We start from the raw sequence: 21,827 nt of genomic DNA on the forward strand, positions 1-21,827 counted from the left end.
TCATTTCGACGTGTCGTCCATCTTGCCGCGGCCTTCCATGATCTCGTCGATCAGGCCCCAGGCCTTGGCATCCTCGGCCGACATGAAATTGTCACGCTCGAGCGCGGCTTCAACCACCTCGTAGGAATTGCCGGTATGCTTGACGTAGATTTCATTCAGCCGGCGCTTGAGCTTTTCGGTCTCGCGCGCGTGGATCATGATGTCGGTCGCCTGACCCTGGTAGCCGCCAGAGGGCTGGTGAACCATGACGCGGCTGTTGGGCAGCGAATAGCGCATGCCCTTTTCGCCCGCCTGCAGCAGCAGCGAGCCCATCGAGGCCGCCTGCCCCATGACCATGGTCGAAACCTTGGGCCGGATATATTGCATCGTGTCATAGATCGACAGGCCCGAGGTCACAACGCCGCCCGGGCTGTTGATATACATCGAGATTTCCTTGGACGGATTCTCGGCCTCAAGGAACAGAAGCTGGGCGCAGATCAGGCTGGACATGCCGTCATGCACGGGGCCCGCCAGGAAGATGATCCGCTCCTTGAGAAGGCGCGAGTAGATGTCATAGGCCCGCTCACCCCGGCTCGTCTGTTCGACGACCATGGGGACCAGCGTATTCATGTAAGTGTCGATCGGATCGCGCATGTCAAACCTGCCTGTTGTGACTTGAAGGATTATCGCCTGAGCATTGCCAGAGTCTTAGTGGCGCGCACCGGGGGCTGCAAGGGCGGGGGCGAAATGTGAACAGATTGCGGGATTCGCGGACAAGGGGGCAGATCGGGGGGCTTTTTGTGTCAAACTGGCCCCGGAACATTTCGCGAAGGTGTAAACCCGGCGCAACCGCCCCGGCCTGCCCCGAAATATTTCGCGTGGAATTGGCGAAAATTTTCGCAGAAAATTTGGGGTCCCGGCCCGCGAACTCCCGTCAGAGGCGAATCTCGCCACAGCCGCCCGCCGTGATTTCCCCCGCCAGGGCCCTGCGCCGCACCTTCCCTTTTGGCCCCTGCCGCGCTAAGTCCGGGGCATGACCGCAACAATTCTCGACTCCATCAAGGCCTACAAGCTGGAAGAGGTCGCCGCCCGCAAGGCCGCGCGTCCCCTGCGGCTTGTCGAAGAGGCCGCCCTCTCCGCCCCCGCCCCGCGCGGCTTTGCCCGTGCCCTGTCGGAGGCCGCCACCAGTGGCTATGGCCTGATCGCCGAGATCAAGAAGGCCTCGCCCTCCAAGGGGCTGATCCGCGCCGATTTCGACCCGCCGGCGCTGGCCCGCGCCTATGAGGCCGGTGGCGCCACCTGCCTGTCGGTGCTGACCGATGGCCCCTCCTTCCAGGGCGACGACAGCTTCCTGACCGCGGCGCATCAGGCGGTGAAACTGCCCTGCCTGCGCAAGGATTTCCTCTATGACCCCTATCAGGTGGTCGAGGCGCGGGCGCTGCATGCCGATTGCATCCTGATCATCATGGCCTCGGTCTCCGATGCCCAGGCCGCCGAGCTTGAGGCCGCGGCCGTGGCTCATGGTATGGATGTGCTGATCGAGGTGCATGACCGCGCCGAACTGGACCGCGCCGTGCTGTTGAAATCGCCCTTGATCGGGATCAACAACCGCAACCTGCATTCGTTTGAGGTGACGCTGGAGACGACCCGCCAGCTTGCCCGCTATGTGCCCGAAGGCCGGATCATCGTCTCGGAAAGCGGGCTTTACACCGCGGACGATCTGGCCGAGCTCGCCCGCTACGGCGCGCGCTGCTTCCTGATCGGCGAAAGCCTGATGCGGCAGGCCGATGTGACGGCGGCGACCAAGGCCATCCTGTCGCGTCCGCTGCAATCGCAGGGCGGCGCATGAGCGAGGTTCCCGGCCCCGGCCTGACCCATTTCGACGACCAGGGCCATGCCCATATGGTCGATGTCGGCGCCAAGCCCGTCACCGCCCGGGTCGCCACCGCCGAGGGCCTGATCCTGATGCTGCCCGAGACGCTGGCCTTCATCACCGAGGGGCGCGCCAAGAAGGGCGATGTCCTCGGCGTCGCCCGCCTCGCCGGGATCATGGCGGCCAAGAAGACCTCGGACCTCATCCCGCTTTGCCATCCTTTGCCGATCACCAAGGTCGCGGTCGATCTGGTGCCCGATGCCACGCTCCCCGGCGTGCGCGTGACCGCCACCGTCAAGACCGCCGGCGTGACCGGCGTCGAGATGGAGGCGCTGACCGCCGTCTCGGTCGCCTGCCTTACGGTGTATGACATGCTGAAGGCGGTCGAAAAATCCATGCGGATCGAGGGGATCCGGCTGCTTCTGAAAGACGGCGGCAAGTCGGGGCTTTACGAGGCCTCGGCATGACCGAGGCCCGCCAGCCCATGCTCTCGGTCGAAGAGGCGCTGGCGCTGTGTCTGGGCCTCGTCTCGCCCCTGCCGTTCGAGACGGTGGCCCTGCGTCACGCGGTCGGCCGGATGATGGCCGCCCCGGCCCTGGCGCGGCGCGACCAGCCGCCCTTTGCCGCCTCGGCGATGGATGGCTATGCCCTGCAGGGTGACCCCGCCCCCGGCGACCGTTTCACCGTCATAGGTGCCGCGCAGGCCGGACTGGCCTTTGCCGGCACGGTCGGCGCGGGCCAGGCCGTGCGCATCTTCACCGGTGCGCCGGTGCCCGAAGGCGCCACCCGTGTCGTCATCCAGGAGGATGTCGAGGCCTCTGGCGCCGAGATCACCCTGCGCCCCAAGGCCGACATCGCCCGCCACATCCGCCCGCAGGGCCAGGATTTCAAGGCGGGCGAGGAACTGGCCCCGCGCCGCGTCTCGCCCCACGACCTCGCCTTGCTGGCCGCGATGAACATCCCCGATGTCACCGTCCACCGCCGCCCCGTGGTGGCGATCATCGCCACCGGCGATGAACTGGTGATGCCCGGCGAAGCGCCCGGCCCCGACCAGATCATCTGCTCCAACGCCTTCGCGCTGGCCGCCTTGATCGAGGCCGAGGGCGGCATCGCCCGGATGCTGCCCATCGCCCGCGACAGCGAGGCCGAGCTTCGCGCCGTCTTTGCCCTGGCCAAGGATGCCGATCTGATCGTGACCATCGGCGGCGCCTCGGTCGGCGACCATGATCTGGTGGGCCCGGTGGCCGCCAGCCTCGGGCTGGAGCGCGCCTTCTGGAAGATCGCGATGCGGCCGGGCAAGCCCCTGATGGCGGGGCGGCTGCTTGGCGTGCCGATGCTCGGGCTTCCGGGCAATCCGGTCTCCTCCATCGTCTGCGCCCATCTCTTCCTTCTGCCGATGGTGCGCGCCTTGCAGGGCCGGCCCGATGTGGCCCCCCAGGTGCAAAAGGCCGTGCTCGGCGCCGATGTCGACCCGACCGGCCCGCGCACCCACTACATGCGCGCGAGGCTGGCGGATGGCGTCATCACCCCCTTCGATCGCCAGGACAGCGCCCTCATCCGCATCCTGACCGAGGCCAATGCCCTGCTGATCCGACCTCTCGGCGATGTGGCGCGGCAAAAAGGCAGCACGGCGCTCTACCTGCCGTTGTAAATGGCTAAAATGCTTGACACAAACCGGGAACACGGGCAGAACATTCAATTAACACTTGGACGTGCCGGCGGGCAGGCCCAAGCCGAATGAAGCGGGGGAATGGCATGCCATTCCGCCATCGGGCAAGGGTAGGGTCACGGCAATGCTGACACGCAAGCAACTGGAACTTCTGGATTTCATCCGCATCCGCGTCGAAAGCGACGGGGTGCCGCCCTCCTTCGACGAGATGAAGGATGCGCTGGATCTGAAGTCGAAATCCGGCATCCACCGCCTGATCACCGCGCTGGAAGAGCGTGGCTTCATCCGCCGCCTCGCCCACCGTGCGCGCGCCCTCGAAATCGTCAAACTGCCCGAGGCGATGGAGAAGGCCGGCTTCACCCCGCGCGTCGTGCAAGGCTCCAAACCGCCGGCGCCGCCGCCGCGCCCGGCCGCGGCGCTCGACATCGCGCCGGATGTGGCCGGCGACGCTTTGGAAATCCCGATGATGGGCCGCATCGCCGCCGGTGTGCCGATCGAGGCCATCGCCCATGTCAGCCATCATGTGACCGTGCCCAATGCGCTGATGTCCGGGCGCGGCGCGCATTACGCGCTGGAGGTCCGGGGCGACTCGATGATCGAGGCCGGGATCAACGACGGCGACATCGTCATCATCCGCGAACAGCAGGATGCCGAGAACGGCGATATCGTCGTGGCCCTGGTCGAGGATGCCGAGGCGACGCTGAAGCGCTTCCGCCGCCGCGGCGCGATGATCGCGCTCGAGGCCGCCAACCCGGCCTATGAGACCCGCGTCTTCCCCGACCATCTGGTCAAGGTGCAGGGCAAGCTCGTCGGCCTGATCCGCAGCTACTGAGCCTAGCCGCCCTGCGCCAGCCGCGCCGGGTTGGGATGCAGGATCAGCGGGCGGATCACCTCCGCCCCGCCGGTCCAAGCCCTGACCCGGTCCTTGACCGGGGTCAGCACAAGATCGCCAGCCGAAAGCCGCCCCGCAAGCGCCCCGCTGCGCGCCAGAACACTGGCGTCGATCACCGTGCAGCCGGGCGGATGCGCCCCCGCCGGACCCAGACGCGCCGGCAGCACGACCAGATCGGCACCGGTACATGCCGCAGCCACCGCCTCTGCCGCAGCCTTGCCCGACAGCACCACGCCGCGCAGCCCGCCAAGCGCAAAGCGGCGCGCTGACTTCTCGCCCTCGAAACCCGGGCGCAGGGCGGCGGCGTTGGCATCGGCCAAATCGCCATCATCGGCCAGCCAGGCCTCGGCGGCAAAGCCCGCGCCGCGCGGCGCCGACAGGGCGCGCCCCTCCGCCCCCATCACCCCCGCCAGCACCCCGTCGGAGGAGATCAGCAGGGCGGGCCGCTCTCCCGCCGCCCAAAGCGCAAAGCCAAGCGCCACCGGCGCCAGCCCGGCCAGCCGCGCCCTGCCCTGCCAGATCAGCGCCCAAAGCGCGCCCAGGGTGATCAAGGGCACGACCCAGGGCCCCGGCTGCGGCACCGGCGTGATCGCGCCGTTCAGACCGGAAATCCAATGCGCGATGAAGAGGATCCACTCCGCCGACCAGCCCATCACCTGCAGCGGCAGCCAGGCGAGGCCGAGGGGCGCGGCCAGGGCGGCCACGGCACCCGCCCCCATCAGCAGGCTCATCACCGGCACGGTCAGCAGGTTGGCGATCAAGCCGTAAGCCGTCAGCCGGTTGAAGGTCGCGGCCGAATAGGGCGCCGTGGCCAGACCCGCCAACAGCGAGGTCACCACCAGCATCGCCACCGGCAAAAGCCAGCGCGGCAGTCCCTTGCCGATTAGCCAACGCTCGGCCGGGCCAAAGCCCGCGATCAGCCCGATCGTGGCGGCAAAGGACAGCTGGAACCCCGGCGACATCAGGTTCTCCGGCGCGTAAACCAGCAGGATCACCGCTGCCAGCGCAACCGCGCGCAGGGTCAGCGCCCGCCGGTCGCAGAGCACCGCGCCAAGCATGATCGAGACCATGAGGAACGCCCGCGTCGTCGCCACATTGGCCCCGGACAGCACGAGGTAGAACAGCGCCACGCCGAAAGCCAGGACCGCCGCCACCTTCTTGGCATTGACCCGCAGGCACCAGGGCGGCACCAGCGCCAGCCCATAACGGACCAGCGCAAAGACGAAGCCGGTCAGGAAGGCCATGTTCATCCCCGAAATCGCCAGCAGATGCGCCAGCGAGGAGATGCGCAGATCGCTCACCACCGCGGCCGAAATCTCGGACCGGTCGCCGGTCAGCGCGCCCGAAGCAAAGGCCCCGGCATCGCCCGGCACCGCCGCCATGATCCCGGCCGACAACCGGTTGCGCAGCCGGTTGACCGCGGCATCCCAGGGCCCCGCCGGCTGCCAGGTCACCACCGGATTGGCGGTATAGCCGACCGCGCCCAATTGCTGGAACCAGGCCATGCGGCGGAAATCGAAGCCCCCCGGCTCCGAGGCGGCTTCGGGTGCCGCCAGACGGGCCGTCATCTGGACGGTCGTGCCGGGCTCGTAGCGGCGCAGCGGCGGCGGCCCGTGGAGCGAGATGCGCACCGTGACCGGCGTTGCCACTGGCGCCACGCCTGTTAGCACCACCTGATCCAGCGTCAGCCTGATCGCATCCGATTGCGAGCGGTCGATGTCGATGATCCGGCCCTGCACCGGCCCGTAATAGGGCACTTCCAGCATCGGCGCCGCCACCAGCCAGACCCGCAGGCCGCAGGCCAGCGCGCCGATCCCCATCGAGGCCAGCGCGATCAGGAAGGGCCGCGCGAGCCAAGGCCCAAAGCGGGCCAGCGCCATCAGCGCCAGAACCCCGCCCGCAACCCCGGCATAGAAGAGCGCACCCGGCTCCCAACGCAGGCCGAACCAGAGGCCGATCCCCAGCGCCAGGAACACCGGAACGAAGAGAAACCGGTCGACAGGCGAATCCGACAGGCCCCGCAGGCCCGCCATCACAGCCGAAGCGATCCGCCTCGCCACCTTGTCTTGCCCTCCGCATTTGCCTAAAGCTGCCACGAGCCTTCGCCCAGCCCATGCCCGGCCTCTGCCCAGCCTAGGCTCAGCAAGGTTTCCAAAAAGTTAACGCCCCAAGTCGGAGTCCCCTGCCGTGGCCCAGATCGTCACCCGCTTTGCCCCCTCGCCCACCGGCTACCTGCACATCGGCGGCGGTCGCACGGCGCTGTTCAACTGGCTTTTCGCCCGCGGCCATGGCGGCAAGTTCCTCCTTCGGATCGAGGACACCGACCGCGAACGCTCCACCCCGGCGGCGACTGAGGCGATCCTGCGCGGGCTGACCTGGCTGGGTCTGGACTGGGATGGCGAGGTGGTCAGCCAGTTCGAACGCAAGGACCGCCATGCCGAGGTGGCGCATCAGATGCTGGCGCGCGGCACGGCCTACAAGTGCTTTTCCACCAAGGAGGAAATCGAGGCCTTCCGCGCCGCCGAAGAGGCCGCCGGGCGCTATCCGATCTTCCTCAGCCCCTGGCGCGACGCCGATCCTGCGACTTATCCCGATCTGCCTTACGTCGTAAGGATGCGCGCCCCGCGCACCGGCGAGACGGTGATCGACGACAAGGTCCAGGGCCGCGTCACCTTCCGCAACGACCAGCTCGACGACATGATCGTCCTGCGCTCGGACGGGGTGCCGACCTATATGCTGGCGGTGGTGGTCGATGACCATGACATGGGGGTGACCCATGTCATCCGCGGCGACGATCACCTGGCCAATGCGGCGCGCCAGACCATGGTCTATCACGCGATGGACTGGCAGGTGCCGGTCTGGGCGCATATCCCGCTGATCCACGGGCCGGATGGCAAGAAGCTGTCCAAACGCCACGGCGCGCTGGGGGTCGAGGAATACCAGGCGATGGGCTACCCCGCCGCCGGCATGCGCAATTACCTTACCCGCCTCGGCTGGGCGCATGGCGATGTGGAGATCTTCACCAGCCAGGAAGCCATGCAGATGTTCACCCTCGAAGGCATCGGCCGCGCCCCGGCGCGTCTGGATTTCAAGAAGCTGGAGCATATCTGCGGCCAGCACATCGCCCGTGCCGAGGATGCTGCACTGCTGCGCGAAATTGAGGCTTATCTCGCGGTCGCGGGCAAGCCCGCCCTGACGCCGCAGCAGCATGACCTGATGCTGAAGGGGATGTACTGCCTGAAGGACCGCGCGAAGACCTTCCCGGAACTGCTTGATAAGGCAGAGTTTGCCCTGCTGTCGCGCCCCGTGGTGCCCGATGCCGCCGCGGCCGGTTTCCTTGATACGGTATCCCGTGGTATACTAAAGAAGTTGACGCTGCAGCTGCAAAATAGTAACTGGGAAAAAGCGGAACTCGAGCATATCCTCACCGCTGCGGCACAAGAAGCCGGGATCGGATTCGGCAAGCTGGCCTCACCTTTGCGGGCAGCGCTTGCCGGTCGGACGGCGACGCCGAGCGTCTATGACATGATGTTGGTCATCGGGCGCGACGAGACGATTGCGCGGTTGAATGAGGCGGTTGGCTGACGCCTCTTTGGCCTTGGATGCGCAAAGGCGCATCCGTTCAAGGACGAATCCGCCCCCGTCCGCTGCCACGGGCCGGGGCTCCCAACGGGGGACGTGAGATGAGTGCGCCTGATAAATCCGCCAAGCTGAGCCTGAACGGCCAGTCCTACGACCTTCCCATCATGTCGCCCGTTCTGGGGCCGGACGTGCTGGACATCCGCAAGCTTTACGACGAGGCGGACGTCTTTACCTTTGACCCCGGCTTCACCTCGACCGCGTCGTGCAAGAGCACGATCACCTATATCGACGGCGACAAGGGCGAGCTTCTCTACCGCGGCTACCCGATCGAGCAGCTGGCCGACCAGAGCTCGCATCTCGAGGTCTGCTATCTTCTGCTGTACGGTGAACTGCCGACCCCCTCGCAGCTGGAAGACTTCAAGGGCCGTGTGACCCGTCACACGATGGTGCATGAACAGATGCACAACTTCTTCCGTGGCTTCCGCCGCGACGCTCACCCGATGGCCACCATGGTCGGCGTGGTCGGTGCGATGAGCGCCTTCTACCATGACAGCCTCGACATCACCGACCCGTGGCAGCGCGAGGTCGCCTCGATCCGGATGATCGCCAAGCTGCCGACGATCGCCGCCATGGCCTATAAATACTCGGTCGGCCAGCCCTTCGTTTACCCGAAGAACTCGCTCTCCTATGCCGGCAACTTCCTGAACATGTGCTTCTCGGTTCCGGCCGAGGAATATCACGTCAACCCGATCCTGGAAAAAGCCATGGACCGGATCATGATGCTGCATGCCGACCACGAGCAGAACGCCTCGACCTCGACCGTCCGGCTTGCCGGCTCCTCGGGCGCCAACCCCTTCGCCTGTATCGCGGCCGGCATCGCCTGCCTCTGGGGCCCGGCGCATGGCGGCGCCAACCAGGCGGCGCTGGAACAGCTGCGCGAGATCGGCACCGTGGACCGGATTCCGGAATTCATCAAGAAGTTCAAGGACAAGTCCTCGGGCGTCAAGCTGATGGGCTTCGGCCACCGCGTTTACAAGAACTTCGACCCGCGCGCGACGGTGATGAAGGAATCGGCCGACGAGGTGCTGGAACTGCTCGGCATCCACAACAACCCGACCCTGCAGGTCGCCAAGGAGCTGGAGCGGATCGCCCTCTCGGACGATTACTTCATCTCCAAGAAGCTTTACCCGAACGTCGATTTCTATTCGGGCATCATCCTTGATGCGATGGGCTTCCCGGTGTCGATGTTCACCCCGATCTTCGCGATTTCCCGCACCGTGGGCTGGATCAGCCAGTGGAAAGAGATGATCGCCGAGAACGGCAAGATCGGCCGTCCGCGCCAGCTGTATATCGGGCCGGAAAAGCGCGATTACGTCGAAGCGTCCAAGCGCTGAGCGGTCGCCTGACAGATTGAAGATTGCGGTGGTGGCCGGGTCAGCGTTATGATCCGGCCATTCCTTGAATCAAAGAGCCTGATTTGCGCCATAATCCCAGCCCCCCCTTGCGTCCCCGCCGATGAGCCGACTTACCCTGCATATCGGGTCGCACAAGACCGGCACCACGACTGTTCAGGCTACATTCCAACACAACCAGGCGTTGTTTTTACAGCGGGGACTGGGCTATGCCCGCGGCCCCAACCTGCCGAACATGCACCAGTTCCTCGCCTACCGCGAGCCAAAGGCGATCCTGCCGGCGGGCTTCAAGGTCCATGACGGCGAGGCGCTGGCCCGGGCGCTGACCCAGAGCGGCGCGGATCATGTCTTCGCCTCGTCGGAGAATTTCTCGTTCTTCTTCGAACAGGAGTCGATCGACGAGCTGGCCGCGATCCTTTTGCCGCTGTTCAAGGAAGTGCGGATCATCGTCTATCTGCGCCGCCAGGACCGCCATGCGATCTCGCATCATCAGGAGGGCGCCAAGCCCAACCGGCGGCCCGAGATTGCGCTTTGGGGACACGGGCTTGGCGCCTTGCCCGAACCTGCGCCGGAGCACTGGCTTTACCTCGACTATGACCGCCGCATCGCGATGTGGGAAAAGGCCTTCGGGACCGAGAACCTGACCGTGCGGGTCTTCGACCGCAAGCTTCTGAAGGGTGGCGACATCGTTTCGGATCTGCTGGCCCTGATGGGGGTCGATGACAGCGGGCTGGTGCGGGTGGCCGATGTCAATGTCTCGCTCGGGCGGGTGATGACCAAGGTCGGCCATATCGCCAACGAGGCGCTTGGCAATGACAAGGTGACCGCTGCCCTTCTGCAGGCCCTGCCGGCCAGTGCCGAGCGGATGCTGCCCTCGGCCGCGGCGGCGGAGGCCTTCCTTGCGCCTTACCGCATCGGCAACCGGCGGCTGAACCAGCGTCTGGGCATCACCGAATTCGCGGATCTCTTCCCCGATGATTTCGACGATTACCCCGAGGCCGGGTCGGAGGAGCTGACGCCGGAGGAAACCGCGCTGGCGCTGCGCACGGTGATCCGGGCGCTTGGCGCGCTGCACGGCGCCTCGACGCCGCTGGCGGTGGATGATCTTCGGATGGCGGCAAGCAGCCTGATGAAACATTCGCCGGATTCGGCGCTGCGCCTGATCAAGGTGGCACAAGAGATGCGCCCGAACGGGCCCACGATCCAGAAGGTGCGCACCCAGATCGAGGCCGCCCTCGCCAAGCGCGGCGTCACGGGCGACTGAAGGGGCGGTCGAAGGGGCGGCAGGCCTGCCCCTCAGCGCACCGGGTTTGTGGCGCCGTCCAGCGTGGCCAAGGCGCCATAGGTCTGCGGCCGGCGGTCACGGAACAGACCCCAGCTGGCGCGCAGATCGGCGATCATGTCCAGATCGAACTCTGCCGTGATCACTTCGCTCCGGTCGCGGCTGGCCTTGGCCACCAATTGGCCCGCGTGATCGGAAATGAAGCTCGAGCCATAGAAGGTCAGGTCGCGCCCGCCCGGCGCCACTTCTTGCCCGATCCGGTTCGAGGCGACCACCGGCATGATATTGGCCCCGGCATGGCCGCGCATGCAGGCCTCCCAATGCGGCTGGCTGTCATAGGTCGGGTTCGGCGGCTCGGAGCCGATCGCGGTCGGGTAAAGCAGGATCTCCGCCCCCATCAGGGCCATGGAACGGGCGCATTCGGGGAACCACTGGTCCCAGCAGATCGCAAGGCCCACCGTGCCCACCGCCGTCTCCCAGACGCGGTAGCCGGTGTCGCCGGGAGAGAAGTAGAACTTCTCCTCATAGCCCGGGCCCTGCGGAATATGGGTCTTGCGGTAATTGCCGAGGATCTGGCCATCGGCATCGATCATCGCGCAAGAGTTGAAGAAGGCCTGACCGGCCCGTTCGAAATAGGGGCAGGGCAGCACCACGCCCAATTCGCGGGCGAGATCGGCAAAGCGGGCGATCAGCGGGTTGCCGGCGAAGGGCTTGGCGAGGGCGAAATATTCCGGCCTCTCCTCGATGCAGAAATAGGGCGCTGCGAAAAGCTCCTGGATCAGGACCAGCCCGGCGCCCTGCCCTGCGGCCTGCCGGACCAGCGCCTCGGCGGCATCGAGGTTGGCGGGCAGATCCCAGGTGCAGGCGAACTGGGTGGCGGCGACGGTCAGGTTGCGCATCGGAAGGTCCTTTCGGCAGCAGCTTTCGCCCCCTGCTAGCAAAGATTCCCGGCGCGGACATGCTTTTTCCGCGGGCGGAGCACGATCAGCGGAAAAACCCCTGCCGGCTGACCGAGGCGAGCGAGGGGTGCAACTGTTCGGACCCGTCCTGCCCGACCCTGCGGCGGTGGCGGCGCAGGAAATATTTGCCCCAGGACCGCCAGGTGCCGACCATCGGCGCATTCACATCGCCGGGAAAACGCGAGCGCCAGTCCAGCGGCAGGGCCAGACCCACCGTCTCGGCCCGTTCCAGCATCCAGGTCAGGGGGATGTTCGACAAAAGCCGCGCCGGTTCATAGCCGCCGATCTGGCCGCCTACATCGCCATGCGCGCCGCGAAACCACATCTGCTCGACATTGCCGGACCAGTTGGGCGGGCTTTCCCACAAGACGGGTGCGAAGGCATGCCGCGTCTCGTTCAGGGCCAGGGCCTGAAAGCCGTGCCGGATCGAACGGCCAAGCGTGTGGTTGTGGAAGGCGTATTTGTCGTTGAAAAGCTTCCAGATGAAGGGGAAATGCAGGCCCATCGACTTGACCGTGTCGAAGACGCCGATCATCTCGATCGGGGCTTCGGACAGGCAATAGGCCTTGGCAAAGGCATGGGCGACGCCCGAATCCGGGTTGGCGCGGTAATGGCGGAAGGTCAGGGCCACGGCACGCTCGGTCGCCTCCTCCTGCCGCAGCAGGCCGACCCGGTCGATCATCCCGGCCAGCGAACGCACCGCATAGGCACCGCGCGAATAGCCGAACAGGAAGATCCGGTCGCCGGGCCGGTACTGGCTGGCGAGCCAGCCGTAAGCGCGGATGATCTGGCTGTCGAGCCCCTTGCCCTGGATGATGTCCCAGCCATGCCGCCACCCCTCCCATTGCGAGCCGGGTTCGTAATAAAGCCGCAGATGCGCCCGCGGGCCCTGTTCCGACAGCAGTTTGAAGATTAGCCCGATGTTGGTTTCATGGCCCTGATCGAGGCTGGAGAAGGTGCCATCCAGCAGGATCACATGATCGACCTGACCGCGCTGCCGCCCCGGCAGAGGCGCTGGCGCGGTTTCCGTGGCCGCCACCGGGCGACCCCGCCACCACTGGCGCAGACGGGAGAACAGGGTCAGCCGACAACTCCTTCGCAAGGCTCGGGGCGCCGCAGGGCGCCGGATGCGGCGGGGATGAACTTCCGGACAAAAGTTAACCCCCCGGCCGGGATTGTCCAGCCGGGGGGTTAAGGGTCACATAAGATTGCGCAGCCTTTTGGCCTGCTTAGAGCTTCAGCGACAGAACCGTCACCAGGGCCAGCTCGCCAAAGCCGTTGAAGCGGCTGTTGGTCACGGTCGAATAGGCGCCCATGCCCTGGATGACGACATAATCGCCTTCCGCGATGTCGGCCGCCATCGGCACTTCGCCCGGCAGACGGTCGACCGAATCGCAGGTCGGGCCAAAGACGACGCGGCCTTCGGTGTCGCCCATCCGGCGGTGGCCGTTGCGGTCCAAGACGTCGATGCGGTTGATGATGCCGATCTGGCTGAATTCGAACATCGAACCGTAAATGCCGTCGTTCAAAAAGACATGGGTGTCATCGCGCACGGCCTTGACGCAGGCGGCGACGGCATAGGCATCGCCGCACAGGCCACGGCCCGGCTCGCAGACCAGCGCCGGGCGATCCGCGCCGAAAGCCTCGGTCGCGACCCGGTCGATCGTGGTGAAGATCGCTTCCAGATCGACCTTCATGCCCTCGGCCCGGTTGTTCGGGAAGCCGCCGCCGACGTTCAGGCGGGCGATCTTCACGCCGGCCTTCTGCGCGATCACCGCCGCTTCGCGGATATAGGAGGCCCAGGCCTCCGGATCGGTGCATTGCGTGCCCGGGTGGAAGGTGATCGAGGGGATGAAGCCCGAATCGGCCACGACCTTCAGCAGCTCGGCGGCCAGTTCGGCCGTCGCACCGAATTTCGCGCCGAAGTTATAGGCCGCGCCCGAGACCGGCAGCTTGAAGCGCACCGAAATCTCGCATCCGGCCGCCGGCACCATCTCGACCAGCTTGGCGAGTTCGGAGCGGCTGTCCACCGACCAGGAGGTCACATGACGCGAGACGGCATGCGCGATCTCGGCACGCGAACGGACCGGGTTGTGGTAATGGATCGCGGCATCCGGATCCAGACGGCGGATCAGGTCGATCTCGAAGGGCGAGGCGCAGTCAAAGCCCTTGACGCCCGCCGCCATCAGGTTCTCCACCACTTCTTCCGAAGGGTTGGACTTGACGGCATAGGTCACAAGACCCGGAAAACCATCAATAAAACGACGCGCAGTCGCCTGCACGACCTGGGGCGCAAAAAACAGCACCGGGTTCTCCGGCTGTTGATTGCGGAGGAATTCGGTCGGATTGGTCCAGATCGTTTTGGACAGTCCCATCGGCGTGATCCTTTCTGCCAACAAGATGCTAGTCCCTCCCCGTTGCCATAAAAATGGACAGACGGCCTTGGCACCAGCGCGGTTTTTCCAACCAGGCCAGGTGCGTATGAGCCGCCCTTTTCCTGCAACTGAGGATGCTGCATATGGGTGACAACTTCACCGAACAAAACTATATAAATGTACGAAATGGTCGGCATAATGACGATAAAGGAAGTCAAACTGCATGGACGAGCTCGATAGAAGCATCATAGCCCTGCTCAGCGCCGATGCGCGGATGTCAGTGGCGACTTTGGCCCGCCGATTGAAGGTCGCAAGGTCGACGATCCAGGCCCGGCTGGAGCGGCTGGAGACCGGCGGCATCATCGCCGGCTACACCCTGAAGCTGGGCGAAGAGGCCCGCCAGGGGCGCTTGCGCGCCTCGGTTCTCCTCTCGATCGAGCCGCGCGGCCAGGCCGCCATCCTGTCGCGGCTGAAGGCCATTCCCGAGGTGGAGCGCGTCTTCACCACCTCGGGCCGCTTCGACCTTCTGTTGCAGGTCGCGGCCCCCAATACCGCGGTGCTGGACGGGGTGCTGGACCAGATCGGGGCGATGACCGGGGTGAAATCCTCCGAAAGCCTGATCCACCTCTCGACCCGGATCGACCGGGCCGCATGAGGGGCCGCGTGAGGGTGGCGTGAAACAGCCGCAGGCGCGGGTGACGGCTCACAAATCGGCCAGAGCCGTGTAGACTGCGGCCCAGGTGCAGCCCTGCCTTGCAAGCGCATGTTCTTCACGGAGGATGAGATGAGCGGATTTCACGGATCTCCCTGCTGGTACGAATTGGCAAGCCCGCGGCCCGCGTCGGTCGAAGCCTTCTATGCCAGCCTTCTGGGCTGGTCCTGGGCCGAAGCCGGGGCGCCGGGCATGCCCTACCGGATTGCCAGCCTGCAGGGCGATGGCGTGGCGGGGATGATGCAGGCGCGCCCCGGTCAGACCGAGGGCTGGTCGCTCTATCTCGCGGTCGAGGATTGCGACGCCACCCTCGCCCGCGCCGAGGCGCTTGGCGCCGAGGTCTGCATGGCCGCGACCGAGATCCCCGGCGCCGGCCGCTTTGCCGCGTTGCGCGACCCGCAGGGCGCCGCCTTCAACATCCTGCAGCCCCCGCCCGGCGCCCAAGGCTCGGCCTTCGACCAAAGCCGCCCCGGCCACGGCCATTGGCAGGATCTGGTGACCCCCGACCCCGAGGCGGCGCTGGAGTTCTACATGGCGCTCTTCGGCTGGACCGTGCCGCGCAGCATGGCGATGGGGCCGGGCATGACCTATCACCTGATCGCAAGGGCCGGCCAGGACATCGGCGGCACCTTCGCCCCCGCCAGCCCCGGCGCCTTCTGGCGGCCCTATTTCGGCGTCCCCTCGATCACTGCCGCCGCCAAGAGCGTGACCTTCGCCGGAGGCTCGGTCCTGCGCGGCCCCGACCCGGTGCCGGGCGGGGTCTTCACCCTGCAGATCGCCGACCCCGAGGGCGCCGCCTTCGCCCTGGTCGGCCCCGCCTGAAGCTGGCCGCCCGAAGCTAGCTGCCTGACGGCACCCGCGTGCCGCAATCCCCCTCCCAGACCGAGGGGATGCGGCCCGCGGGATCGGCGTAGATGGTGATCGGCGTGCCCACCTCCGGCAGATCCGCCTCCTTGGCCAGCCAGCTTCGGCTGGTCAGGCCTGAGGCATCGGCCCAGCTGATCCGCCACATCAGGACGGAACCGATCTTGCTGCCGGTCGTCGCTTTTGTCATGACCTTGACCTGCTGCGCCATGCCCTCCGCGCGCAGCCGCAGGCTCTGCCGCGCCAGCCTCAGCCTGCGGCGCAGCCACCAGGTTCCAGGGCCGAAGCACACCAGCGCGACCAGGCCAAGGCCAATGCCATCGGACAGGATCCTGCCTTCCTCCACCTCGTTCACGGCCGGGTCGGCAGGCAGATAGCGCACCCGGACCGGGCCGTTCAGCGCGAGGCCGCGGTAGGTGCCCGAGGCGACAAGGGCCTGGCCCTGCGCCATCCCCCCCGCCACGGGAAAGTCGAAGGTCAGGTGGTAATCGGCACGCCTGCCCGGGTGGAACTTGGATCCGGATCGCTCGGTGATCTGCTTGTCACGGACCCATCCGGTCACCGTTACCCCGCGCATGGACAGCGCCCAACCCTCCTGCAGCCTTATGGCCGCCGGGATCGCCACAGCCAGACCGATCAGCGTCACCAGGGCGAAGATCCACCCCTCGGGCATCAAAACCAGGCTCAACACCCCGCGTTGCGGATAACCCATGCCCCTCTCCCGCGCCATCTGCCTGCGCCCAACCGGGCCGGGCCTGTCCATCCCCTCACCGCGTGCCGCAATCGCCCTCCCAGACCGAGGGGAGGCGGCCTGCGGGATCGGTGTAGATGGTGATCTCTGCCCCGACCTCCGGCAGGTCGGCAAGCCTCGTCAGCCGGCTCCGGCTTGCCACGCCCGAAGCATCGGCCCAGGTGATCCGCCACATCGCCACCCCGTTGATCCGGGTCTTGGTGTCGATCTGCGCCAGCACCCGCGCCCGCTGCATCCCGCCCTCGTCGCGCAGCCAGATCATCCGCCGCGCGTTTCGCAGGCGCGAGAGCAGCCCCCAAAGGCCGAGGCCGAGAAAGGCCAGGACCAGAGCCACCAGCGCCACGCCACTGACAAGGGTCGTGCCCTCCTCCACCTCGGTCAGGGCGGGGTCGTCGGGCAGATAGCGCACCCTGATCGGCGCCATCAGCGTGAGGCCGTTGTAGGTGCTTTGCCCGACCTTGGCCGTGCCATGGGTCATCACCCCCGAAGCCTCGAAGTCGAAGGCGAGGTTGTAATCGGTGCAGGTGTCCATCTGGTTCTTGCCGCAAGAGCGCGTGGTGATCTGCATGTCGCGGACCTGGCCCTTGACCTCCACCCCCCGCATCGCAAGCGCCCAGCCCTCCTGCAGGTTCCTGACCGCCGGGATCGCCAGCACCAGGCCGACCAGCGCTGCAAGCCCGAAAAGCCAGCCCGCCCGTGTCAGCACCAGACCCGCCACCCCGCGTCGAGGATATGCCATTCGCCCCTCCCGGTCCCAAACCGCCAGCCGAACCTAGCCGAGCCTGCGCGCCCTGCCCATCCCCTCACCGCGCCCCGCAATTCCCCTCCCAGACCGAGCGCCACCTGCCCGTGGGGTCCGCGTAGATGGTGATCGTGGCCCCGAGGGGCGGAAGGTTCCGGCGCCGGCCCCGGTAAAGGTACCCCGTCTGGCCCGTTTCATCCGTCCAGAGGGCAAACCAGCCTGTCCTGCCCATGCTCTTCAGTTGGGTGATCTGCGCCGTCCGGCGCGTCCCGGTTTCGCGCAGGACGATGGCGCGGCCGAACCCGATCATCCCCAGCACCAGTCCCAAGGCCCCGAAGAGACAAACGACAAGGCTTACGGCGACCGCCGCAAGGGTGCCCCAGAATTGCGGGCTGTGCTGAAGTTCCTGCTGCTCCGGGTTGTCCCGCCTGTACCAGATGTCCAAGGCACGTCCCGGCTTCAGCGTCGCCCAGAGCTTTGGCTCCACCGTCGCCGCGTTCCGGAAGGTCTGACCCGCGCTGAAACTGTAATCGACCCCATAGACCGTACAGGCATCGACGCAAGGCTGGTGCGCCGGCCTTTGCCAGACCCGTTCGACCTTTGCCTCCACAAGAACCTCGTCGCGGAACACCTGCCAATCGGCGGCAAGTTGGGGCAGGTTCTGCACCAGCACAGGCAAAGCCAGGAAGAAAACCACCACGGCGGACCATACGCCGTTCCCCAGCGCCCGAAATGGGTCGCTCCACCGGACGTAACTGCCGCCACCCCATGCCAATTGGCGCGCCCCTTCCCATCATGTTGCCTCAGACTGGTAGAGGATTGCGGCCCCGGTCGTCAAATTCCCCTCACCGCGCCCCGCAATCGCCCTCCCAGACCGCCGGCAGCCTGCCGGTGGGGTCGGCGTAGATGGTGATCGTGGCGCCAACCGGCGGAAAACCCGGGCCCGGACCTCGCCACCAGTCCTGCCCGTCAAGCTTTGTCCGGCCGGACTGACCCGCCTCATCCTGCCAGGTCATGCGCCAATTGGAGGAACGGCGGAGCCAACAGACACGTTCCACGGCGGTGACCCTGGCGCTGCGCCTTTCGCCCGTGTCGCGCAGCGAGGCCATCCGGCGCGCGATGCGCAGCGCCCGGATGCCGAGCGCGGTGCCGAACAGGGCAAGTATGCCAGCCTCGAACAGGAAGTCCGGGACCAACGCCCAGGTGGCGCGGCTGTCCTCCACCGCCTTCCCGTGCGCGCCCGGGGCGACCCGCAGGGGGACCGCGTCCCCGACATGGGCCGCATCAAAGGCGGCGCGGTACACCTCCAACGTCGAGATGAAGCCTTCGTCCTCGGGCGCGGTCAGCCGATAGGTCAGCCGATAGACCTCTCCGCCCGGCCCCGTGCCAGAGACTGCATCCTTGCGCAGAAGAACGCCGGTCGTCGGGGTCCAGCGCGTGTCGATCCGATGCGCCTGCCATGCCCAAGCGCCCGCCCCGAGACCGGCAATCACGGCGCTTGCGCACAGGAAACCGGCGACAACCCCGCCTTGCCTTGTGAACACCTGCCAAACCGATTTGCGCACCGCTCGATCCATTTTCCCGACCGCAAACCGCTTTTCCTCGCCCGCCCCACAGGATACACACGCCGCGGAACAATACGAGGGCTAGAGCATGCCGATGGAAAAGACCTTCAACGCCGCAGAGGCCGAGGCCCGGATTTCGCAGCTGTGGATCGACCGCAAGGTCGGTCGCGCCGGGGCCAATGCCAAGCCCAAGGCGGATGGTTCTGCGCCGGAAGCCTTCTCCATCATGATCCCGCCGCCGAACGTGACGGGTTCGCTCCACATGGGGCATGCCTTCAACAACACCCTGCAGGACATCCTGATCCGCTGGCACCGGATGCAGGGGCACGACACGCTTTGGCAGGTCGGCACCGACCATGCCGGGATCGCGACGCAAATGGTGGTCGAACGCGAACTGGCCAAGGACAAGACCAACGCCACGCGGCGCGAGATGGGGCGCGAGGCTTTCCTCGCCAAGGTCTGGGAGTGGAAGGAGAAATCCGGCGGCACGATCATCAACCAGCTCAAGCGCCTCGGCGCCTCCTGCGACTGGGACCGCGAGGCTTTCACCATGTCGGGCGCCCCCGGCGCCCCGGGCAAGGATGCGGAGGGCAATTTCCACGATGCCGTGATCAAGGTCTTCGTGGACATGTACAGCAAGGGCCTGATCTACCGCGGCAAGCGCCTGGTCAACTGGGACCCCCATTTCGAAACCGCCATCTCGGACCTCGAGGTCGAGAATATCGAGGTGAAGGGCCATATGTGGCACTTCAAATACATCCTCGCGGGCGGCGAGACCTATGAATATGTCGAGAAAGACGCCGAGGGTAATGTGACCCTGCGGGAGAAGCGCAACTATATCTCCATCGCCACCACGCGGCCCGAGACGATGCTGGGCGATGGTGCCGTGGCCGTCCACCCTTCGGACGCACGCTATGCGCCGATCGTCGGCAAGATGGTGCAACTGCCGCTGTGTGACCGCCAGATCCCGATCATCGTGGACGAATACCCCGACCCGAACTTCGGCTCGGGTGCGGTGAAGATCACCGGCGCGCATGATTTCAACGACTATCAGGTGGCCAAGCGCGCCAATCTGCCGATGTACCGCCTGATGGACACCCGCGGCGCGATGCGGTCGGACGGCGCCCCCTATGCCGAGGCCGTCGAACGCGCCCGCGAGATCGCCGCCGGCTCGCCCACCAATGAGATCGAGGTCGACAGCCTGAACCTCGTGCCCGAGAAATACCGCGGCCTCGACCGGTTCGAGGCGAGGAAACTCGTGGTTGCCGATATCAACGCGGCGGGTCTGGCCGTGACCGTGCTGGTGAAATCCTACGACGAAGAAACCGGCTCGGAACACCTGACGCTGGAGCCTGTGGTCGACAACAAGCCGATCATGCAGCCCTTCGGCGACCGCTCCAAGGTGGTGATCGAGCCGATGCTGACCGACCAGTGGTTTGTCGACACCGCCAAGATCGTCGGCCCGGCGCTGGATGCCGTCCGCAACGGCGACACCGTGATCATGCCGCAATCGGGCGAGCGGACCTATTTCCACTGGCTGGAGAATATCGAACCCTGGTGCATCTCGCGCCAGCTGTGGTGGGGCCACCAGATCCCGGTGTGGTATGGTTACCCCAGACCTGAGGAAATATCGGATTTCTTCAAGGAAGGGCAACCGAACTACAAGGTCCATGAATTCTGCGCTGCAACTGAAGAAGACGCACTTGCGATGGCGAAAGAATATTATGGAGATTTGGTCGATGAAGTTATCGTTAAGAACTACGACGATGAAGTGAAAATTGGGCTCCACCGGGATTCGAATACGGGCAAGAAAACGGCTATAATTTCAAGAGATGATGACGTCCTCGACACCTGGTTCTCCTCCGGCCTCTGGCCGATCGGGACGCTGGGCTGGCCGGAACAGACGCCGGAACTGCAGAAGTATTTCCCGACCTCCACCCTGATCACCGGGGCCGATATCATCTTCTTCTGGGTCGCCCGGATGATGATGATGCAGCTGGCCGTGGTGGATCAGGTGCCGTTCCACACGGTCTACCTGCATGGCCTCGTCCGCGATGCCAAGGGCAAGAAGATGTCCAAGTCCCTGGGCAACGTCATCGACCCCTTGGAGATCATCGACGAATTCGGCGCCGATGCCCTGCGCTTTGCCAATGCGGCGATGGCGAGCCTCGGTGGCACGCTGAAGATGGACACCCAGCGCATCGCCGGCTACCGCAACTTCGGCACCAAGCTGTGGAACGCCTGCCGCTTTGCCGAGATGAACGGGGTCTGGGAGGGCTATGCGACCCAGCCGACACCGCCCAAGGCCACCGCCACCGCCAACCTCTGGATCATCGGCGAGACCGCCAAGGCGCTGGCCGAGGTGAACGAGGCGCTGGCCACCTACCGTTTCGACACCGCGGCGGATGTGCTTTACAAATTCGTCTGGGGCAAGGTCTGCGACTGGTATGTCGAATTTGCCAAGCCGCTGTTTGATGGCGAGCAGGCGGCCGAGACCCGCGCCGTGATGGCCTGGGTGCTCGACCAGTCGATGATCCTCTTGCACCCGATCATGCCCTTCATCACCGAAGAGCTTTGGTCCACCACCGGCACCCGCGCCAAGCTGCTGGTTCATACCGACTGGCCGAGCTATGGACTCGATCTGGTCAACCACGAAGCCGCCCGCGAGATGGCCTTCGTCACCGCCCTGATCGACGAGGTCCGCTCGGCCCGGGCGCAGGTCCATGTGCCGGTCGGGCTGAAGATCGACCTCGTGGCGATCACCCTCTCGGACGAGGCCCGCGCGGCTTGGGCCCGCAACGAAAGCCTGATCCGCCGGATGGCGCGGATCGAGGGCTTCTCGGAAGGCCCGGCGCCAAAGGGCTCGATCACGCTGGCGCTGGAAGGGGCGGCCTTCGCCATCCCGCTGGCCGGGCTGATCGACATTGCCGAGGAAAAGGCCCGCCTGCAAAAGACGATGGACAAGCTCGCCAAGGAGATCGGCGGGCTGAAGGGGCGCTTGAACAACCCGGCCTTCGTGGCCTCTGCCCCCGAAGAGGTGGTGGACGAGGCCAAGGCCAACCTCGAGGCCCGCGAGGATGAGGCGGCCAAGCTCAAGGCCGCGCTGAACCGGCTGGCCGAGATCGGCTGAGACAATAGGCCCCCGGTACCCCCGGGGGCCTTTTTCATGA

The 21,827-nt window shown here is 66.0% G+C and carries 19 protein-coding genes; 10 read left to right on the top strand and 9 right to left on the bottom strand.

Going from position 1 to position 21,827, the window contains the following annotated elements; translation table 11 throughout:
* Complete coding sequence (locus tag AC1DZT_RS19845) at positions 1 to 633, bottom strand: ATP-dependent Clp protease proteolytic subunit (RefSeq protein ID WP_477999324.1); 633 nt, start codon at positions 631 to 633, stop codon at positions 1 to 3.
* 379 nt (positions 634 to 1,012) lie between these two features.
* Here AC1DZT_RS19845 and trpC point away from each other — a divergent pair, with 379 nt between their 5' ends.
* The 4 genes from trpC to lexA all read left to right on the top strand — a co-directional run bounded on the left by trpC (position 1,013) and on the right by lexA (position 4,353).
* On the top strand, positions 1,013 to 1,828 hold the full coding sequence (gene trpC / locus AC1DZT_RS19850; RefSeq protein ID WP_478008382.1) for an indole-3-glycerol phosphate synthase TrpC: 816 nt from the start codon (positions 1,013 to 1,015) through the stop codon (positions 1,826 to 1,828).
* On the top strand, positions 1,825 to 2,319 hold the full coding sequence (gene moaC, locus AC1DZT_RS19855) for a cyclic pyranopterin monophosphate synthase MoaC (RefSeq protein ID WP_478008383.1): 495 nt from the start codon (positions 1,825 to 1,827) through the stop codon (positions 2,317 to 2,319). The genes trpC and moaC overlap by 4 nt, the downstream gene beginning before the upstream one ends.
* Before the next feature lie 17 nt (positions 2,320 to 2,336).
* Entirely contained in the window at positions 2,337 to 3,503 is a 1,167-nt protein-coding gene (locus AC1DZT_RS19860; RefSeq protein WP_478008480.1) for a molybdopterin molybdotransferase MoeA, read from the top strand.
* Positions 3,504 to 3,645: 142 nt separating this feature from the next.
* Positions 3,646 to 4,353 (top strand): transcriptional repressor LexA, encoded by a 708-nt coding sequence (gene lexA / locus AC1DZT_RS19865; RefSeq protein ID WP_478008384.1) that lies wholly within the window; start codon positions 3,646 to 3,648, stop codon positions 4,351 to 4,353.
* 2 nt (positions 4,354 to 4,355) lie between these two features.
* On the opposite strand, the gene AC1DZT_RS19870 is transcribed toward lexA, so the two are convergent.
* A complete protein-coding gene (locus AC1DZT_RS19870) occupies positions 4,356 to 6,473 on the bottom strand; it encodes a ComEC/Rec2 family competence protein (protein WP_478008385.1) in 2,118 nt (705 codons plus the stop codon).
* Positions 6,474 to 6,600: 127 nt separating this feature from the next.
* On the opposite strand from AC1DZT_RS19870, the gene gltX reads away from it, so the two are divergent.
* The 3 genes from gltX to AC1DZT_RS19885 all read left to right on the top strand — a co-directional run bounded on the left by gltX (position 6,601) and on the right by AC1DZT_RS19885 (position 10,671).
* Positions 6,601 to 7,998, top strand: a complete 1,398-nt coding sequence (gltX, locus tag AC1DZT_RS19875) for a glutamate--tRNA ligase (RefSeq protein ID WP_478008386.1) — start codon at positions 6,601 to 6,603, stop codon at positions 7,996 to 7,998.
* Between the two features lie 98 nt (positions 7,999 to 8,096).
* Positions 8,097 to 9,389, top strand: coding sequence for a citrate synthase (gene gltA, locus AC1DZT_RS19880; RefSeq protein ID WP_478008387.1), 1,293 nt, complete (start codon positions 8,097 to 8,099; stop codon positions 9,387 to 9,389).
* Positions 9,390 to 9,510: 121 nt separating this feature from the next.
* On the top strand, positions 9,511 to 10,671 hold the full coding sequence (locus AC1DZT_RS19885) for a hypothetical protein (protein WP_478008388.1): 1,161 nt from the start codon (positions 9,511 to 9,513) through the stop codon (positions 10,669 to 10,671).
* 32 nt (positions 10,672 to 10,703) lie between these two features.
* Here AC1DZT_RS19885 and aguB read toward each other — a convergent pair whose 3' ends face one another.
* The 3 genes from aguB to AC1DZT_RS19900 all read right to left on the bottom strand — a co-directional run bounded on the left by aguB (position 10,704) and on the right by AC1DZT_RS19900 (position 14,023).
* Entirely contained in the window at positions 10,704 to 11,588 is an 885-nt protein-coding gene (gene aguB / locus AC1DZT_RS19890) for an N-carbamoylputrescine amidase (protein ID WP_478008389.1), read from the bottom strand.
* Between the two features lie 85 nt (positions 11,589 to 11,673).
* On the bottom strand, positions 11,674 to 12,687 hold the full coding sequence (locus AC1DZT_RS19895) for a DUF2235 domain-containing protein (protein ID WP_478008390.1): 1,014 nt from the start codon (positions 12,685 to 12,687) through the stop codon (positions 11,674 to 11,676).
* Positions 12,688 to 12,877: 190 nt separating this feature from the next.
* Positions 12,878 to 14,023, bottom strand: coding sequence for a type III PLP-dependent enzyme (locus AC1DZT_RS19900; RefSeq protein ID WP_478008391.1), 1,146 nt, complete (start codon positions 14,021 to 14,023; stop codon positions 12,878 to 12,880).
* Positions 14,024 to 14,246: 223 nt separating this feature from the next.
* Between AC1DZT_RS19900 and AC1DZT_RS19905 the strand changes: the two genes are divergently transcribed.
* Positions 14,247 to 14,678, top strand: coding sequence for an Lrp/AsnC family transcriptional regulator (locus AC1DZT_RS19905; RefSeq protein WP_478008392.1), 432 nt, complete (start codon positions 14,247 to 14,249; stop codon positions 14,676 to 14,678).
* A 129-nt stretch (positions 14,679 to 14,807) separates the two neighbouring features.
* Positions 14,808 to 15,557, top strand: a complete 750-nt coding sequence (locus tag AC1DZT_RS19910; protein WP_478008393.1) for a VOC family protein — start codon at positions 14,808 to 14,810, stop codon at positions 15,555 to 15,557.
* 16 nt (positions 15,558 to 15,573) lie between these two features.
* Here the strand turns inward: AC1DZT_RS19910 and AC1DZT_RS19915 are convergent, their stop codons facing one another.
* The 4 genes from AC1DZT_RS19915 to AC1DZT_RS19930 form a co-directional block, all read right to left on the bottom strand.
* Positions 15,574 to 16,311 carry a hypothetical protein gene (locus AC1DZT_RS19915; protein WP_478008394.1) on the bottom strand — a complete coding sequence of 246 codons (738 nt, stop codon included), beginning with the start codon at positions 16,309 to 16,311 and terminating at the stop codon, positions 15,574 to 15,576.
* 55 nt (positions 16,312 to 16,366) lie between these two features.
* A complete protein-coding gene (locus AC1DZT_RS19920; RefSeq protein WP_478008395.1) occupies positions 16,367 to 17,089 on the bottom strand; it encodes a hypothetical protein in 723 nt (240 codons plus the stop codon).
* 64 nt (positions 17,090 to 17,153) lie between these two features.
* On the bottom strand, positions 17,154 to 17,789 hold the full coding sequence (locus AC1DZT_RS19925) for a hypothetical protein (RefSeq protein ID WP_478008396.1): 636 nt from the start codon (positions 17,787 to 17,789) through the stop codon (positions 17,154 to 17,156).
* Positions 17,790 to 17,937: 148 nt separating this feature from the next.
* A complete protein-coding gene (locus tag AC1DZT_RS19930; RefSeq protein ID WP_478008397.1) occupies positions 17,938 to 18,657 on the bottom strand; it encodes a DUF3592 domain-containing protein in 720 nt (239 codons plus the stop codon).
* A gap of 88 nt (positions 18,658 to 18,745) precedes the next feature.
* On the opposite strand from AC1DZT_RS19930, the gene AC1DZT_RS19935 reads away from it, so the two are divergent.
* Entirely contained in the window at positions 18,746 to 21,787 is a 3,042-nt protein-coding gene (locus tag AC1DZT_RS19935; RefSeq protein ID WP_478008398.1) for a valine--tRNA ligase, read from the top strand.
* Positions 21,788 to 21,827: the final 40 nt, after the last annotated feature.

Source organism: Rhodobacter sp. P1_C2, from assembly GCF_056406375.1.

Bases quoted from the DNA above. Each gene is read 5' to 3' on its own strand.
- aguB (WP_478008389.1), bottom strand. From the start codon at position 11,588: ATGCGCAACCTGACCGTCGCCGCCACCCAGTTCGCCTGCACCTGGGAT.
- AC1DZT_RS19900 (WP_478008391.1), bottom strand. From the start codon at position 14,023: ATGGGACTGTCCAAAACGATCTGGACCAATCCGACCGAATTCCTCCGC.
- trpC (WP_478008382.1), top strand. From the start codon at position 1,013: ATGACCGCAACAATTCTCGACTCCATCAAGGCCTACAAGCTGGAAGAG.
- AC1DZT_RS19915 (WP_478008394.1), bottom strand. From the start codon at position 16,311: ATGGGTTATCCGCAACGCGGGGTGTTGAGCCTGGTTTTGATGCCCGAG.
- AC1DZT_RS19920 (WP_478008395.1), bottom strand. From the start codon at position 17,089: ATGGCATATCCTCGACGCGGGGTGGCGGGTCTGGTGCTGACACGGGCG.
- AC1DZT_RS19845 (WP_477999324.1), bottom strand. From the start codon at position 633: ATGCGCGATCCGATCGACACTTACATGAATACGCTGGTCCCCATGGTC.
- gltA (WP_478008387.1), top strand. From the start codon at position 8,097: ATGAGTGCGCCTGATAAATCCGCCAAGCTGAGCCTGAACGGCCAGTCC.
- AC1DZT_RS19910 (WP_478008393.1), top strand. From the start codon at position 14,808: ATGAGCGGATTTCACGGATCTCCCTGCTGGTACGAATTGGCAAGCCCG.
- AC1DZT_RS19905 (WP_478008392.1), top strand. From the start codon at position 14,247: ATGGACGAGCTCGATAGAAGCATCATAGCCCTGCTCAGCGCCGATGCG.
- AC1DZT_RS19885 (WP_478008388.1), top strand. From the start codon at position 9,511: ATGAGCCGACTTACCCTGCATATCGGGTCGCACAAGACCGGCACCACG.
- lexA (WP_478008384.1), top strand. From the start codon at position 3,646: ATGCTGACACGCAAGCAACTGGAACTTCTGGATTTCATCCGCATCCGC.
- moaC (WP_478008383.1), top strand. From the start codon at position 1,825: ATGAGCGAGGTTCCCGGCCCCGGCCTGACCCATTTCGACGACCAGGGC.
- AC1DZT_RS19935 (WP_478008398.1), top strand. From the start codon at position 18,746: ATGCCGATGGAAAAGACCTTCAACGCCGCAGAGGCCGAGGCCCGGATT.
- AC1DZT_RS19860 (WP_478008480.1), top strand. From the start codon at position 2,337: ATGCTCTCGGTCGAAGAGGCGCTGGCGCTGTGTCTGGGCCTCGTCTCG.